At 38.6% G+C, this 14,789-nt stretch carries 26 protein-coding genes; 16 read left to right on the top strand and 10 right to left on the bottom strand.

What is annotated here, in order from left to right:
• Positions 1-25 precede the first annotated feature (25 nt).
• The 10 genes from QV04_RS09765 to QV04_RS09725 form a co-directional block, all read right to left on the bottom strand.
• The gene (locus QV04_RS09765) at positions 26-379 is read right to left on the bottom strand and encodes a hypothetical protein (protein ID WP_065231652.1); all 354 of its coding nucleotides are present in this window, start codon (positions 377-379) and stop codon (positions 26-28) included.
• 2 nt (positions 380-381) lie between these two features.
• Positions 382-549, bottom strand: coding sequence for a hypothetical protein (locus QV04_RS11680; protein WP_197494824.1), 168 nt, complete (start codon positions 547-549; stop codon positions 382-384).
• Complete coding sequence (locus QV04_RS09760; protein ID WP_065231653.1) at positions 546-743, bottom strand: ANR family transcriptional regulator; 198 nt, start codon at positions 741-743, stop codon at positions 546-548. Before QV04_RS09760 ends, QV04_RS11680 begins: the two co-directional genes overlap by 4 nt.
• Positions 744-820: 77 nt before the next feature.
• Positions 821-1,021, bottom strand: coding sequence for a hypothetical protein (locus QV04_RS09755; RefSeq protein WP_065231654.1), 201 nt, complete (start codon positions 1,019-1,021; stop codon positions 821-823).
• A gap of 2 nt (positions 1,022-1,023) precedes the next feature.
• Positions 1,024-1,533, bottom strand: a complete 510-nt coding sequence (locus QV04_RS09750) for a host-nuclease inhibitor Gam family protein (RefSeq protein WP_065231655.1) — start codon at positions 1,531-1,533, stop codon at positions 1,024-1,026.
• Between the two features lie 3 nt (positions 1,534-1,536).
• A complete protein-coding gene (locus QV04_RS09745) occupies positions 1,537-1,794 on the bottom strand; it encodes a hypothetical protein (RefSeq protein WP_065231656.1) in 258 nt (85 codons plus the stop codon).
• Positions 1,791-2,711, bottom strand: coding sequence for an AAA family ATPase (locus tag QV04_RS09740; RefSeq protein ID WP_065231657.1), 921 nt, complete (start codon positions 2,709-2,711; stop codon positions 1,791-1,793). Before QV04_RS09740 ends, QV04_RS09745 begins: the two co-directional genes overlap by 4 nt.
• A gap of 324 nt (positions 2,712-3,035) precedes the next feature.
• The gene (locus tag QV04_RS09735; protein ID WP_065231658.1) at positions 3,036-3,341 is read right to left on the bottom strand and encodes a hypothetical protein; all 306 of its coding nucleotides are present in this window, start codon (positions 3,339-3,341) and stop codon (positions 3,036-3,038) included.
• A 36-nt stretch (positions 3,342-3,377) separates the two neighbouring features.
• Positions 3,378-5,339: a transposase domain-containing protein gene (locus QV04_RS09730; RefSeq protein ID WP_065231659.1), complete on the bottom strand. Its 1,962-nt coding sequence runs from the start codon at positions 5,337-5,339 to the stop codon at positions 3,378-3,380.
• A gap of 15 nt (positions 5,340-5,354) precedes the next feature.
• Positions 5,355-5,570, bottom strand: a complete 216-nt coding sequence (locus QV04_RS09725) for a helix-turn-helix domain-containing protein (RefSeq protein WP_065231660.1) — start codon at positions 5,568-5,570, stop codon at positions 5,355-5,357.
• Positions 5,571-5,762: 192 nt separating this feature from the next.
• Here QV04_RS09725 and QV04_RS11845 point away from each other — a divergent pair, with 192 nt between their 5' ends.
• The 16 genes from QV04_RS11845 to QV04_RS09645 all read left to right on the top strand — a co-directional run bounded on the left by QV04_RS11845 (position 5,763) and on the right by QV04_RS09645 (position 14,708).
• Positions 5,763-6,191 carry a DNA-binding protein gene (locus tag QV04_RS11845; protein WP_082985597.1) on the top strand — a complete coding sequence of 143 codons (429 nt, stop codon included), beginning with the start codon at positions 5,763-5,765 and terminating at the stop codon, positions 6,189-6,191.
• A gap of 9 nt (positions 6,192-6,200) precedes the next feature.
• Entirely contained in the window at positions 6,201-6,815 is a 615-nt protein-coding gene (locus QV04_RS09715) for a hypothetical protein (RefSeq protein ID WP_065231661.1), read from the top strand.
• A gap of 268 nt (positions 6,816-7,083) precedes the next feature.
• On the top strand, positions 7,084-7,734 hold the full coding sequence (locus tag QV04_RS09710) for a hypothetical protein (protein WP_065231662.1): 651 nt from the start codon (positions 7,084-7,086) through the stop codon (positions 7,732-7,734).
• 79 nt (positions 7,735-7,813) lie between these two features.
• Positions 7,814-8,344 carry a Rha family transcriptional regulator gene (locus QV04_RS09705; RefSeq protein ID WP_065231663.1) on the top strand — a complete coding sequence of 177 codons (531 nt, stop codon included), beginning with the start codon at positions 7,814-7,816 and terminating at the stop codon, positions 8,342-8,344.
• A gap of 11 nt (positions 8,345-8,355) precedes the next feature.
• Positions 8,356-8,769 carry a hypothetical protein gene (locus QV04_RS09700; protein WP_065231664.1) on the top strand — a complete coding sequence of 138 codons (414 nt, stop codon included), beginning with the start codon at positions 8,356-8,358 and terminating at the stop codon, positions 8,767-8,769.
• Between the two features lie 44 nt (positions 8,770-8,813).
• Positions 8,814-9,050 carry a phage tail assembly protein T gene (locus QV04_RS09695; RefSeq protein WP_065231665.1) on the top strand — a complete coding sequence of 79 codons (237 nt, stop codon included), beginning with the start codon at positions 8,814-8,816 and terminating at the stop codon, positions 9,048-9,050.
• A 195-nt stretch (positions 9,051-9,245) separates the two neighbouring features.
• The gene (locus tag QV04_RS09690; protein ID WP_065231666.1) at positions 9,246-9,434 is read left to right on the top strand and encodes a hypothetical protein; all 189 of its coding nucleotides are present in this window, start codon (positions 9,246-9,248) and stop codon (positions 9,432-9,434) included.
• Positions 9,431-9,847 carry a hypothetical protein gene (locus QV04_RS09685; RefSeq protein ID WP_082985596.1) on the top strand — a complete coding sequence of 139 codons (417 nt, stop codon included), beginning with the start codon at positions 9,431-9,433 and terminating at the stop codon, positions 9,845-9,847. The genes QV04_RS09690 and QV04_RS09685 overlap by 4 nt, the downstream gene beginning before the upstream one ends.
• 138 nt (positions 9,848-9,985) lie before the next feature.
• Positions 9,986-10,615 carry a hypothetical protein gene (locus tag QV04_RS09680; RefSeq protein ID WP_065231667.1) on the top strand — a complete coding sequence of 210 codons (630 nt, stop codon included), beginning with the start codon at positions 9,986-9,988 and terminating at the stop codon, positions 10,613-10,615.
• 603 nt (positions 10,616-11,218) lie between these two features.
• Complete coding sequence (locus QV04_RS09675) at positions 11,219-11,698, top strand: helicase (protein ID WP_065231668.1); 480 nt, start codon at positions 11,219-11,221, stop codon at positions 11,696-11,698.
• A gap of 493 nt (positions 11,699-12,191) precedes the next feature.
• Positions 12,192-12,860: a phage antirepressor N-terminal domain-containing protein gene (locus QV04_RS11375; protein ID WP_082985595.1), complete on the top strand. Its 669-nt coding sequence runs from the start codon at positions 12,192-12,194 to the stop codon at positions 12,858-12,860.
• A 55-nt stretch (positions 12,861-12,915) separates the two neighbouring features.
• Positions 12,916-13,269, top strand: a complete 354-nt coding sequence (locus tag QV04_RS09665; protein ID WP_065231669.1) for a DUF2513 domain-containing protein — start codon at positions 12,916-12,918, stop codon at positions 13,267-13,269.
• A 53-nt stretch (positions 13,270-13,322) separates the two neighbouring features.
• Positions 13,323-13,601: a hypothetical protein gene (locus tag QV04_RS09660; protein ID WP_065231670.1), complete on the top strand. Its 279-nt coding sequence runs from the start codon at positions 13,323-13,325 to the stop codon at positions 13,599-13,601.
• 223 nt (positions 13,602-13,824) lie between these two features.
• Positions 13,825-14,154, top strand: a complete 330-nt coding sequence (locus QV04_RS09655; RefSeq protein ID WP_039087347.1) for a type II toxin-antitoxin system RelE/ParE family toxin — start codon at positions 13,825-13,827, stop codon at positions 14,152-14,154.
• Complete coding sequence (locus QV04_RS09650; protein ID WP_039087349.1) at positions 14,135-14,422, top strand: helix-turn-helix domain-containing protein; 288 nt, start codon at positions 14,135-14,137, stop codon at positions 14,420-14,422. Before QV04_RS09655 ends, QV04_RS09650 begins: the two co-directional genes overlap by 20 nt.
• A gap of 79 nt (positions 14,423-14,501) precedes the next feature.
• Complete coding sequence (locus QV04_RS09645; protein WP_065231671.1) at positions 14,502-14,708, top strand: hypothetical protein; 207 nt, start codon at positions 14,502-14,504, stop codon at positions 14,706-14,708.
• The last annotated feature ends 81 nt before the right edge of the window (positions 14,709-14,789 follow it).

Below are 14,789 nucleotides of genomic sequence, written 5' to 3'. Positions count from 1 at the left end.
AAAAAAACTATTAGGGACTGCTGATTTAGTGGATCACTACAGTTAGTAATCCAAAAAGCAATCCTTGTATATATTCGTTTGCTTCGTTTTTTTCTGGTGCGGAAAAAGCCAGTTGCCAATCCTCATTTTCACCTTCAAACTTTACGCTTGCAGTAGCTGTAACAGGCCCTTGATTTTTACTAAATTGCTTAAACAAATGACCTAAAATAGGTAGGGCGTAATTGCAATCACCCATCAACTCCCCAATCGTAAAGTTAAGCTCTTTTGGGGCGTCTGATAACATTTTTCCTGTTTCACTTTCCCACTTAACCCTCACTTCACCTGCCCTATCATTGCTAAAATCAAAGGTTACAGTTAAAACTAATGTAAAAGATTTCATCTTTACCCCCTTACTTGCCATCTTGTTTTTGGCAGTTGATTTTGTACCAGCTCCATATATACCCCAGCAGCAATATAATTACCTGAGTTAATGGCTTGCATTGCTTGTTGCAGTTGTCCGATCATCACATTGAGCTTTAATGCTAGCTCGTTTTGTTTTTGCGTTGTCATTGTTCACCTCGACTAAATGGTCGCACTTCCATTCGGTTACAGAATTTACTTCTTTCAATCGCATACTCGCAGTTAATCTCTTTTTTCGCTTTGCCGGAGGCAAGTTGCCAGTACAATGCGGCATCGTGGTATTGCTGCTTTTTCTCCAATTCTGCCGCCTGTTCGGCGTAGTCATAGTAGGCTTGGTTTTTCATTTTTTTGCTCCTGTTTTGTAGTTAAAACACTTTATAAACACGCCTTAAATCGGCTTTAAAGCGTGTTGAAAAGGGTTTTAAAATTGCTGAATCAATTTCATATATTCCTGTTGAGTAAATTGCTCAAACTCCCACAGGTCATACCCATCATCAGCATCAAATACTCCTCTTTGAATAATTAACGTTTCTCTTGCCTGATCCCAAGTAATCGAAACAATATCCTCTTTTCTAAGCCACACTGCTTTTTCGCCATCATCTCTAATACAAATAAAACTCATCTCTACACCTCCTGCTCAAACGGCGTAATAACAAAATCTTCTACACCTTTTTTGATGGTGATCCCTGTTACAGTGGCTGCAATGTCTGGCTCTGCTAACATTGCTTCTTTATTCGGCTCATCTTTGCTGCGGATAAAGCGACTTAAACCTAATTGGCGCAACCGTTCTAATACATCTTCCGCTTTGCGGATCAACACGCTCGGCGGACGTTGTTGCCACTGCACTTCGCCAGTATTGAAACTGCCTGTTTTTGTTTTTCCGTTGTTGGTAAGTTCCGCACGATTAGCCTCGCACCACACCTCGATTGCCTTTTGTAATGGCTTAATGCGTTCTTGCAATTCAGCAATTTGCGGAGCATATCTTTCTGTAATTGCGGCTAGTTCATCATTTTGATGTGTCGCAATACGTTGTAATTCACGCTGTAAATCACCCACTTGTTTAATTGCAGTTTCGACTTGTTCACGGGTTGTGTAGCGTTCAGTGTCGCTTTTTAGTCTGGTTTTTATTGCCATTGTTTATTCTCCTGTTAGCTCAAGGGTATGGTTATTAAAATCAGTATCGGGGTAATGTTTCTTGAGATATTCGTAAATCTCTTGCTCCTGTTCCGGACTGAGCGGCGTTTGAAATTCGCCGTGTTCCTTTTTCCATTCTTCGTTCGCTTGTTGTTGCCAACATACTTGATCATTGTCGGCGCATTGGGCTGTCGGTGCGTTGTTTTCTTGTTGGCAGGCGGTAAGCCACACCGCCAACCCGATCATCATTAGTTTTTTCATTGCACACCGCCTGTCATTTGTTGTTTCGCTTGTAAAATAAGGTCTAATGTCATTGCTGTGCCTTGCCCTTTGGCTGTCATACCTGCTAAACGTAGGTATTGAGTTAATGCACGTAATCCACCTGCTTTACCACCGATATCAAATAACACAGTCATTAAATCTTTATCGTTTATATCTAATCCCCAAGCACTGGCTATTGCTTTAATGTCTCCTTTGGTGCTGCCTTTAAATGCGGATGGTTTGCCTAAGCGAGACCAAAGGCGAGCATATTCGTGAGCTTGGTTGATTCCCCCTTGCATTCGGGTGTAAACCTTGTCATTGCCGATAAGAGCAAAACCCACATCGGCTTCTTCTTGGATAATTCTCAGCTCTTCCAGTGCGTCATAGGGTAAGTGGTCGCTTTCATCAACGATGACTAAACCATCTGTGCCTTTTATTTTTTCTGTGACTAAACGGCTTAAGCGGTCTTTACGGCGTGGAGCATCATTAATGCCAAGCGCTAACGCTAATTCATATAAAATAGCACTGAGCGTAGCTCTTGCTGGGCTTGCGGTAACCATCCACACGTTTTTATTCTGCGTCTTGTAAGTTTGAGCCGCTTTAGTTTTACCCACTCCACTTGCACCATAAATCGGGGCGATAATCTTGCAAATCTTTGCCATATCTAGTGCTTTAAACACTTTTTGAGCAGTTGGAATATCAATAAATGACGGTGGTTCAACGAACTCTTTAACCTTTTTTTCTTGTGCGGCGAGCCAACCGTGCAAGGCTTTTTGGATGCTTTCGTTATCACCCGCATAATTTCCTTTAAGATACGCACTTAATGCCCCTGCATTAATGCCCGCTTGTTGTGCCAGCTCACGCTGGGTGAGTTTTTTGCTTTCGACTATTTGTTTAATTTGTTGGATTAATGTCATAATGGTGCTCCTGTTTTCTTTATAAAAATAAATTTATGTCTTACTGTAATAATTTCTCTTCATTTCTGAATATTCAGCAGGATGAATTTGAAACCCTGATCAACAACACCGCAAAACAGTCATCAGTTATCCTTGCTGGACTAAATCCCGAAATAATGAAACGTTTATATCGTTTCTTATTTTTAAATTGCTCAACCTCTATTCATCAATTAGAAATAGATTGGCATCACTATCGGAAAACTTTCATTGGTATAAAATCTGAACAAGAGCAAACCGATTACCTTAAGCAATTATCAAAACATTTTGGATTTAGGGTAGAGTTAATTATTTCCCTTTTACTTTATCTACAATGGCGTTTTGTAATGCGATTAGATATTCTTGAAGAATGCCTTTCATTGACGGATAACTTGATTCGAGACGAACAAGCTCTTCAGCCAATTCCCACTTTCTTGCGAGAGTTGACAAACATTCAGTGCGCCATTGATTTTCAACTTCCTGATTGGATGGATGAGTTTGACGACCCCGCATTTTTTCAATCATTTTCAAACCGATAAGAAGATGTGGATCAAATTCATCACAAGAATGGTTTAAATTGGTTTGAATGGCTTTTGCTAATCTTTCAGATAACATTATTTTTTCCTCACTTAACTCGGCTTTAAACTTGGTTTAAAGCCCTTTTTCTTGTTTCAATAACGCTAGCCCTTTCTGCCAGCCTTGTTCAAATTCGTCTATTTCGTCGTCTGCCAACACTTCCACTTTGCGCACGGTGTTGCCTTGTTGTTGGATCATTTCAATAATCTTCGGCTCCAGCGGTTCTTCCTCCTCAAACTCAGGTTGGTAACGTGCCGCTTCTTTGGCGTTCATTGTTTGTAATGCTTTGGCAGACATCTTGTTGCCTTTAACCCATTTGCGTTTTGCATTGTTGTATTCTCGTCCTGTTGCTTTATCGCCAAATCCTACTTTTTCGGTACATATCGCTTCGGCTAAATAAGCACCGGCTAGACTGTACACATAGACCGTGCCGTGTAGGTTGTTTGGATCAAATTTCACGATCACTTTTTTATGATTAGAGGCAATCAGATCGGTGGCGAGATAACGGTTTTTGCGGTTATGCACTTTCCCACCACAGTTAAGCTCAAATGTGCCGTCTTTTTTCAGGGTAACGGCTTCACTCATTAGCATTAATAAGCGGAGCTGTTCGCTACTGGCGGTGCGGATGTGGGCGTTGGTATAATCACGCTCAAATATTTGATTAAAGCTGTATACCCCCTGACACATCTCGGTTTCTCGCCCCTCGCGTTCATTAAAAGCGCGGATACCATCTTCTAGCGCAAGGATAAAATCTTCATAACTGACACCGTCTTTCCCACCGTTGTAGTTGTCGGGCTTGTTGTAGATATTGTCGCCAGCGTGGTAGCCTGCTAATGTCGGGTGTTTATCCACTAACTCGCCTAAGCCACCGTGTGAAAAGGCACGTTCGATTGGTTTCGCTTGTCCGTGCCCCTTGCCAAACTGGATAGATGTCCAGTAAAGCTCAATGCCGAGCAGTGGGATAATACCGACTACATCATCTTCTTTAACTTTAAAGCGATAACGGTTTTTCACACCTCCGGTCATCCACTTATTGGCGGCAGCACGGGTGTTGTCGATAGTGAGCTTGCGAGGAATACCGTATTTGTAGATCACGTCCATTAGACTTAGGCGTATAGTGTCGCTGTTTTCGCTTAAGTCAGTGCGGTAGGCTAAAATTTTGCGAGTGCGAATGTCTTGCCAAATCCACGTTTTCGGACGCACGATGTCGCCGTTGTGCCAACGCACGAACACGTTATGTTGATAACCGTCGCCATTGATCCATTCCATTGCTTCAATTTCTGCCACACTGCGTTGCATTGCAGGGTAGAGACGACTTAAGGCGTGTTCGCCCTCGCGTAAGTAGATCTGTTGTGCTAATGGCACTTCGCGTTCTAGCTTGCGTTTCACCGTTTGACTTGATGGAATAATCCAACCTTGCTCTTGTGCGGCACGTTGCAGGCGGTAATAGCAAACATTAAAAGCTGGCTTTTCATTTCGTAAATAATCCGCTTTAAAGGCTTCCCACGCTGCCTCAGTAAATTCCGCTTCACCTTGACGGCGTTTGGCATATTTCTTGTCGAGCAGCAACGGCAACCAGTCAGACGGTTCAAACGCTTGCACATCATAAAACCAGCGTTTAATCGTTCCTGCTGATTCGTTGTACTCATTCGCTACCAACGCAATCGCTTTTTGACTGGTTAGCCCCGTTTCTTTTAAGGCGGCAATCGCTTTCACAATCGTCAAACGATATTGCGCCACGCTTTTTTGCTTGTCGCTGGCGTTTTGCCACGGCGCCCAGATGACATCCGGCAGATAGTTGAGGCTTTTCGGCGCGGCTACCGACACCGGCTTGTTGGCTTGCGCTTGTTTTAAAATGATCTCCGCTTGTACTTCTTGGGGAAGGGAGGTTAGGGAGTATTCGTAACTTACGCCACGTTTCCCAGTTACTTGACGTTTTTCCCAATTTTCTAATTTAGCTCGCTTATTAATACCCTGTGGGGTATTTGGTAACGATTTAAATTCCGTTAGCTGTTGCGCAGAAAACCATTTTTCCATAATTTCATTCCTATCCTATGCAGGGTAACGTGATGGCCAGATCTCTTCTGGTTTCAATCCAATAAAATCACCAATAATTTTTTCGCCTTTTGGATACTTTCTTTCTAAAGCGTTTCCCAATGTGCGCGGGTGTAATCCTGCTTCCACTGATAGCTGCGCGAGGGTTTTGCCCCGTTTTCTAATCGCGGCAATAATGTCAGCCCTATGCATATCCTGTTTCTTCTTTTTCATAATGTGCTATCCTTACTCCGTCGGTTAATTTTTAAGTGTTACTCTTTGGAAACTTTTAGAAACTATACACTTAAATTTTTAGAAACTCAAGAGTTTCTGAAAAGATTTCTTTTAATTTTTGAGTATCCTTTAAATATCAATAACTTAACGTGTATTTCTTTTTGAGATCTTGAGTTTCTAAAAATAGATTTTATGAGAAACAAAAAAGAATGGTTTTCTGCGAATGAATTGGCTGGGCTAAAAGGATTGCCTTCAAGTCCGCAAGGCGTAAACAAGCGCGCCAGAACGCAGAAATGGCTAAAAAGAAATAAAGAAGGGGTTCAGGGCGGGGCTGTGGAATATCACTATTCTAGCCTGCCCGAGGAAACACAAAGAGTTTTGGGGTTTTCGTCACATCTCAAAATTGTATCGGACAATACGCCGGCAAATCTAATAAACGCTGGTATTGATGTGAAAACGCTAACAGACTCAATAGAAACGCTTGAAGAAGCCTTAAAAATTACGAATAGAACAATGCTGCCCCGTAAGAAAGCTGAATTAATTATCGCTATTTATGATTTATTAATCGCGAAAAAACAGGGCAAGGAAGTCGTTTTAAATCTTATTAAATCCATAGCTTGAGGTGCTCCAATGTCAGATGATAAGATCATTCAGTTGTTTACTAGAAACTCTATGCCGAAGAAACGCCCGCAAAGGCAAAATCTGGTATCCAAAAAAAGTAATTCTATTAAAGGGGACAATAACATCATCTTTATGGACAACCAGTCAGTAAACCTAAATTTAAATGTGAGTCCGCCTAGAACAACAGTAAAAATCCAAAAGAATCATAGTCATATTGACGATTCTACAACTTATAAAATCAAAGAAATTGTGGATCACTTAGTCGAGAAAGAAGTGGCGAGTGGAATGTCTACACAGCAAGCCTATGCTAAATGGTATGGTGCTTTAAAGAAACGTTATAGAGTAACTAGTTATACCCTTATTCCAGCCTATTTAGGAAATGAAGCTATTTCTTGGTTACAGCAACAATCTGCTATAAAAAGAAGTAAAATATCAAAAAATAACAATAAGTTATATAGAAACGAATTATATTCTGCAATTTATGCTAGAGTTAATAATTTAGGGCTAAGTAAAGGAGAGTTATATAATATAGCCTTTAATAAATTTAATAAGAGAATCTCTTCCTTAACACAACTAAGCGATGTATCACTGAAACGTTTATATCAATTTATTATGGGACTATGAAAGTTAGACCTTCTTAAACTCAATTTAAACGCTTTAATACTGTCGCAGATTTAGTGGCAAGAAAGCAGCATTTTTATAGATCTGTCGCAAATCATTATTTCTTACCAAAAATAAGGGGCTTATCTACAAAGCCCCATTTCTCTAGGTTTCTCGCCCACTTATTCCAACATTTTCCAACCAATTCCCTAATTTCTTTTTGTCTCATATTTGGTGGATCTGTACAGCGAATCTACAATATCAAATTACTTATGGGCAGGAGGAATAAACTATGGCAACACAAACCACGCCTTTTCAAGGCACAAAATTTTACATCGGCAAAGGCGTTGAAGCGGAGAAAAATATCACCGCGTGCGAAATCACCCCCAATGCCAAAATCACCGTTGCTAATAGCGGTTACAAAAAAGGGGATTTGCTCTGCATTACTGGGCTTGGCTCACTAGACGGTTACTACCCTGTTAAAGATGTGCAAACCAACGACATCACGCTTGCCGATGAAGTAGATTGGACGGGGCAAGATAAACCAACCGTCTTTACCAATGCCAAAGTGGCTCGTGTTACTTGGTCTTCTAACTTCTGCGCCATTAAAAACATTGAAAAAGATGGCGATACGCTTTCGGAAGAAGACGTTACCACAATGTGCAGTGAGGGAACAGAAACCGAACCGGGCGATATTGAGTTTGGTAATGTAAAACTCACATTCTTCTGGGCGCCAGCTACCGCAATGCAAGCGGATTTACGCAAGAAGTTCTACGGCAAAGAAACGTTCCCGCACTTGATTGTGTTCAAAAACAATCAAGGCTCGCTCTATGGCACAGGCTTTATTCAAACCAGTACCAACATTAGCGGTGAGGTCAAAGGCAAGTTTGAATCAGGCGTCACCATTAAACAATCTAAACGCGATTATTTATTACCAGTTTAATCAACGGAATACCTATCAAAAATAACCGCTTGTCGTAAGGCTAGCGGTTTTTTTATATCTAAAAATAGAGGGCATTATTATGCAACTTGCGAACCCAGAGAATTTTAAACAGTTTGTACAAATTAAAGATAACAGCACGGTAACCACTTCTGAGATTGTGGCAAAAGTGTTTGGAAAGCGACACGATAACGTTATTCGTGATATTCGAGCTATTCTACAAGAATGTGATGAGGATTTTGCAAACCTCAATTTTGAGGTTTGTTTTAAAATCAATGAGTTACAAAATGGAAAGCCTCAACCTTATTATAATCTGACCAAAAATGGATTTATTCTTCTTGTAATGGGCTATAAATCCAAAAAGGCAATGAAGATGAAAATTGCCTATATTCAAGCCTTTGATTATATGCAAGCAGAGTTAGCCAAAGGCACTAAGGGATTACTGGAACAGTATTATCAATTATTAGGTGAGCATAACGCAGAAAAACAATTTGCCAGCCTTTGTGGTCAGGGATTAAGTCAATGGAAAGAGAAAAAACCGCTACTTGAGGCAACACTTCGATTATTTGAAGACAAAATGCAAATTGAACTTCCACTTTTAGCAAATCAATAAGGAGATTAATAATGAACAAAGGCACGAAAGCAACTTTACTCGCAATTAAACCCACATTGAAACCGTTTGAACTCAATGGCAACACTTACTATATCCGCTCTTTTACTGTGGGGGATGTGAATCGTGAAGTGTTTGAATATCAAAATTGGCTGAAAGCCCAAGCCACCGCACAAGGCATTGAGTTAAATCTGAATGATGAAGATGCGCTTGCCAAACAGCTTGAACCGATTGCCGATAAATACCGTCTTGCACGTAATCTTGCTATCAAATTATGCGATGAAAAAGGCAATAACTTGTTCGAACCTGACAATATCGAAGATTTAGAAGCCATTTTAACCCTTGATGACAGCGTACTTACCGCCTTTAATCAAGCCGAAAATGCAGATACCCCAAAAAACTCACCGCCCGACGCAAGTTCCAATTAACCTTATCCCTTGCGTTGGGCAAAACGCTATCAGAAATCGAAGCAATGCCTGAAAGCCACTTGCAAGAATATGAACAATTCTACCGAGAACAGCCTTTCGGGCTATGGCGTGAGGATTATCGCACTGCACAAATTGCCTACTTGCTAGCAGCGATTAACAGCGATCCAAAAAAAGACAGCCCAAAACTCACCGAGTTTATGCCGTTTTTTGCAGATCAAAGTGCGGTGGAAAATAGCCAAGATTTTGATGATGGTAGTGAGATGTTTTTGGCTCAAAGATAAAAAAATCGTGTGTATGTATTGGTAGCAGGCGTAGTGCTTTGCTTGACAAGTGCGCCTGCTTGTCATTAGAATGACCGCAAAATTTAGTAGATTAGTGACAGTAATCATTTGTTCTTTGACATCAACTAAACAGACAAAAAGCTTACCAAATAATTTGAGTAGGCTTTTTCTGTTTATAAAAAAGGGGAACTATGTATGAAAAATACCGTATTAACACCTACAAAAACACGCAACTTATCTCCTGAGCAATATTTAATGGAAACCAAGAAAAATAAGGTATCGAATAATATTGAGCGAGTTAAATTTATTCCTCCAAAAGCTAACTCACGAGGTTATGGCTCTTTTCAAGTAACATATAAAATGCCGGTATTGGTGGCACGATGAAAAATGAAAAACAAAATTTTCCACAAGTAGCTAATCAGGAAGAAATGTTTCAGGAGTTTATTAAACTTCAACAGCAGGAACTCATTCTGAAGAAAGAGGAACTTAGCGTTCGTAGAGAAGAAATTCAAGCGAATGAAAGATTAGCAAAAGCCTCCATTGAAGCAAAACAACAAACCGATTTAAAACACGGTGATATTTTTACTCTTTTACAAAAAGGGAAATTATGGCTTACTGCATTGATTGCTTTGTTTGTATTGATTATTGTTATTTATGCAATGTATTCTAATAATACAGGCTTTGCCTTAGAAATTCTTAAGATAGGCGGAGCGTTATTGGCGGGTTATTTTGCTGGATTTGGACGAGGTAAAGCTGTTGTATTGGAGCGACAGCAGAAAGAAAATCAAGACGATTAATATTAGCCCAACAAATGTTGGGCTTTTTATTGCTTGCTAAATCTCAAGTGCTAGTACATTGTGATGTGATCCAGATCACTTCAAAACTCCTCTGATTTTGGTATGATTAACACCCATTTTTTAGTTTAGGGGTTAATTATGAAAAAAGTGTTGTTTCTTTATCTATTACCTACTATTAGCTTTGCTCAATCCAGCATAGAGACTTGTTCAGATATTAAAGACAACCAGCAAAGTGCGGAATGCTATTTGGAGTTATTAAATAAAAATCCTTCTATGGAGGAGCAATTAATCATTAAAGAAAAAATAGATGAGTTAACCAAAAAAGTTAGCGCTCAGCTTCGTGCTTGGAGTTATAACGAAAATAAAGATAAAATGAGAGGCACAAGTTCTTTTATGGCTTCAATAGCTTCTCTAAATGAAATTAAACTGCATGCTTCATATGATACGGCAATGTTGGGATTGGCATTAAGGAAAAATACTAACGGGAATGATGTAATATTAGCTCTTACAGGAGGGATATTTAACTGTAGAATTGATGGTTGTAAAATATCGGTTAAATTTGATGAGGGTAATATTGAAAGCTATAAAATGGTTGAGTCATCAAGTGGAAACTCTAAAACATTATTCGTATTAGGAGATAAAACGATAAAGTCTTTTGCTTCAAAACTCAAAAAAGCAAAGCATTTAATTATTGAAGTTCCAATATATAATTATGGTAATGCCCAATTTGAATTTAATGTTGAAGGATTGAACTGGGAGCATTTTTAGGAGTTAATTATGAAAACTACAGTGACAGAAGAAATCACAGAAACGTCACCAAAAGAAAATAATTCGGCATTAATTTTTTTGGTTGGGTATTTTATGTAGGTGCGCTTGCCTGTATAGGTTATGGGCTTAGCAAAATTTTTAAATATAAAAATTTTGGAGAAAATTTATCAAGTCTCAATGTTAATGCTTATGTAGGTGGGGACGCTTATAACTATATAATAAATGGAACATATTCAACAACCTATTGTGTAATAGGTGCTGTTTTGGCTATCATAGGTAGTACGTGCTTTATAGTGAACGCTATAAATAAACGTTAAAACTAAGCGATATGAATTATATAAACCCTGTTGACCTCAACAGGGTTTTCTTTTATATTATTCCCATAGGTGTCGTAACCTACAACCAAAGGCGGTAATCCGCACCCGACAGCATAGCGGTTTTTTTATGCGTAAAATTTGTGTTTCTCCTTATCTCATAACGAATTGAACGCACATATCACTCTATGCCGAGAGGGCGGAGAATAAAATACCCGAAAGGGAAATAATCCCAGCCGTTCCTTTGGCGGTTTACGAACCTCTTGGCAACCCAACTTAAGGACTAGAAGTGCAATTTGTCGAAACAAGTGAGAATAACATCACTTATATTCATACCGAATTTAATATTGAAAATGTAACTTATTTAGCCATTTTTTCAAAAGATGATGAAACGTTATTTTTCTTTAACGATGACGTAAATATAACAAAATACATTCATCATCGTCAGGTATATTCTATTAAATTTCTTGTGAAAGATTATCTTGAAACAGAAAATGATGACTTGTACGCCCCACCGTTGGATCATAAATTTGGCAAAAAACAAATTGTTGAATTAAAACAAAAACTTGAGGAAATTGTTTATCAGCATTATTTAAGGTTTAAGCCTGATTGCTATGTTTTTGTAGGGGAACGCCCATCATTAATCAGAATGTATAAAAAACTTTGTGCAAACCCAAGCGATTTTATGGTAAACTTTAAGCCAATAACGGATTTAGGCAGTCATAGAGATTGTTTTGTGATAAAAACCCCATCCTACAAGGAGGAATAAAATGATGAAGAAAACGACCGCTGCCGAAATGAAAAAACAAGCAGCCCAAAAATTTAAAAAAGCGTATCAACAAGCAAAAAAGAACGGTTCGTTAAAAGAAATTTCGGAATAACGTCTTAGAGTGATCATCATCGAAAGATGAGCTTTTATGCCTTAGAGCAATCAACCCCTATCAATGAAAATTGGTAGGGGTTTTTCATTTGACAATCTAAATTTATTTCATTACTATTAACTCCATAGGTGTCGAAACCTACGTTAAGCGGTAATCCGCAACCAAAATCCAATGCGGTTTTTTTGTATCTAGAATTTGGCGTTTCTCCTTTTCTCAGCCGATTTTAGTAAACGAAAAACGGTATATTGCTCAATGTCGAGAGGGCGAGGAATACAATACCCGAAAGGGGAATAACTCCAGCTTCTTAACGGGCTTTCGAACCTCTCGACGCCCTACTTTTTAAGTAGGCAAATTATTCGAAAAATCGTTAAGGGGTCAATTATGACTAATCAAATCTCAACTCAAGCAATCACTTTCTACGGTTCAGAACTCGTTACTTTAAAAGTTGAAAATGTAATCTATACAGCAGTTCGTCCTATTGTGGAAGCTCTCGGTTTATCGTGGAGTACACAAAAAAGAAAGCTAGATAATTCAATGAATAAATTCAAGTGTGTTCATATGAACACGGTTGCAGAAGATGGAAAAATACGCGAAATGCTTTGTATGCCAATCCGTAAACTGAACGGGTGGTTATTCAGTATTAATCCTGAAAAAGTTCGTCCAGATCTAAAAGAAAAGGTTATCTGCTATCAAGAAGAATGTTTTGAAGCACTTTATAATTATTGGAATAAACCAAAACAGCAAACTTTCCCCCTTGCCGAAGCCGAAGCAGACGAAGAAGCCATCCGCATCATTGCCAACCTGTATCACTCGCTCCGTGGGGCGTTCGAAATGGGTGAAAAAATTCGTAAGCAACATCCTTACTTTGCTAAAGAAATTGATAAAACCATTGGCGGACATTATTTATACAACCTTAATCACCCAACTGAACAAGCCTTAGAAAAAGCAAAGCGATACGTCCACGCCAAAAGCGAACGCATTATGTTCATCAAAGGAATGTTAAGCCTGCTTGACGAACAACCACAACCGAAGCGACTAGCTAACTTCTAAAAATTCAATAAAAACCGACCGCACTTTAGTTTAAGTGCGGTTACAGGAGAACCAAATGAAACGAAATTGGGAGCTTATCCGCAAAATTTTGTTCAAACTTGAGCAAAAGGTTGATGATACGCCGTTGGATAGTGAGAGTATAAAAGGCTTTCCGCCTGATGTAGTGGCATATCATTATCAACTGTTGGCACAGGCTGAACTGATTTGCATTGAAGATAATTCTACAATGGGCGATGCGGATTTTGTGGCAAAAAATTTAACGTGGCAAGGACACGAATTTCTTGACAAAATCCGTAGCGACACAGCGTGGAATAAAATTAAACAAATCATTAAAACCAAAGGGATTGATTTATCTTTTGAGGCAATCAAATTAGCGGGGAAAAGTTTATTGATTTCTTTATTGAAATAGCTTGACTGCCCGTGGGGATTTGGTAGATTGAACTTATGAATAGGAGGTGGGCGATGAATGAATTTAGTACCTTTTTTGTTTTAGCAATGATAGGTTTTAAGCGAATATTTGCGTTTATTCTGCTTGCTGTTGTTGGTTTCGTTTATGTCCATTATGGTGTAAAATTGATCGACTTAATCCCATTAAGTGATGAATATTATCGTGGTCTGCTATATGCGCTAATTTTACCGAGTATTCCCTTAATATTATGTATTATTTGGATTATTAAGATTTTACGTGATCCAACACTAACCAAAGAAGAAAAAATAAATCGATTATTTGGTCGATATTGAATAATCCGTTGATTGACATAAGCTCGCTACGGCGGGCTTTTTTTATGGGAGGAATTGACGTCCTTAGGTAAGTTCAACATTAATTTAAATTTGGAAACAGCTGAATTTCAACAGGGATTAGATAAATCTACTAATCAAACAAGAAAATTTATATATAACCCTTGAGTTATGATAGTGTGCTATGTTATGCTTGTAATATAAATTAAAGGTTATGAATATTTTTATGTTTGAGTTACTTTTTCACCCTGAAGCGATGGAGGAGATTAAAGCGTTATCGCCAATAATGCAGGCTAAGGCGTTGAATGCACTTGATAAACTTGAGGAAAAAGGAAATCAATTGCGTTATCCGCATACTCGCATAATTAAAGATGGTTTATTTGAGTTGCGAGCAGGAAGTAAAGATATATCAAGGACATTTTTCGCTTTTGCTGTGGGGAAGAAAATTTATATTTTGCGTACTTTTGTGAAAAAATCACAAAAAACACCAGCAGCAGAGATTGAACTCGCTTTTAAACGATTGGGAGAAATGACAGATGAAAGTACAAGCCGTTAGTTATAAAACTGTAAAAGAGACTTTGTTAAAAAACAAAGAAACCAAGGCACTTTATATTCAAGAGAAACGTATTGAAGAGTTACAAGCTTTACTTGTAGAGTTACGACAAAAAGCTGGGTTGACCGTATCAGAAGTTGCAATGAGAATGGGGGTAAGCCAGCCAGCAGTCAGTAAATTAGAGAAAAATGCTAGCCGTGCGTCTTTTATAACATTGCAACGTTATGCGAACGCTTGTGGAGCTGAGTTGCATGTTGGGGTAGGTAGATAAGATAAGCATTTTCTTTGCTGAAATAACTTGACTGCCCGTGGGGATTTGGTAGATTGGGTATTAAAGTTTAGGAGGGAATATGTCAGATTTAATGTTTTTCATTCGAGGATTGCTAGGCTTTTTTTGGTCGCTGATTATCTTGCCTCTACTTTTTTTAATCCTAATAGGCTTGCTTATTGCAGGAATGGTTTATTTTGATATTAGCATTCCTTGGTGGGGGGCTTTAATTATCGCTTTTTTCTTAGGTGCTATAATTAATGGATTTAAAACTCCACAAAATAAATAAATTCCTTTATACGATTATAAAAACCTTGCTCTTATAGCAAGGTTTTTTATGGAGAAAATTTTATGTCAAATTCACTCGGTG

The organism is Gallibacterium genomosp. 1 (assembly GCF_001678575.1).
Classification (GTDB): Bacteria; Pseudomonadota; Gammaproteobacteria; order Enterobacterales; family Pasteurellaceae; genus Gallibacterium.
The sequence above is the reverse complement of the archived record's forward strand: the minus strand, read 5'-3'. Positions and strand labels throughout refer to the sequence as shown.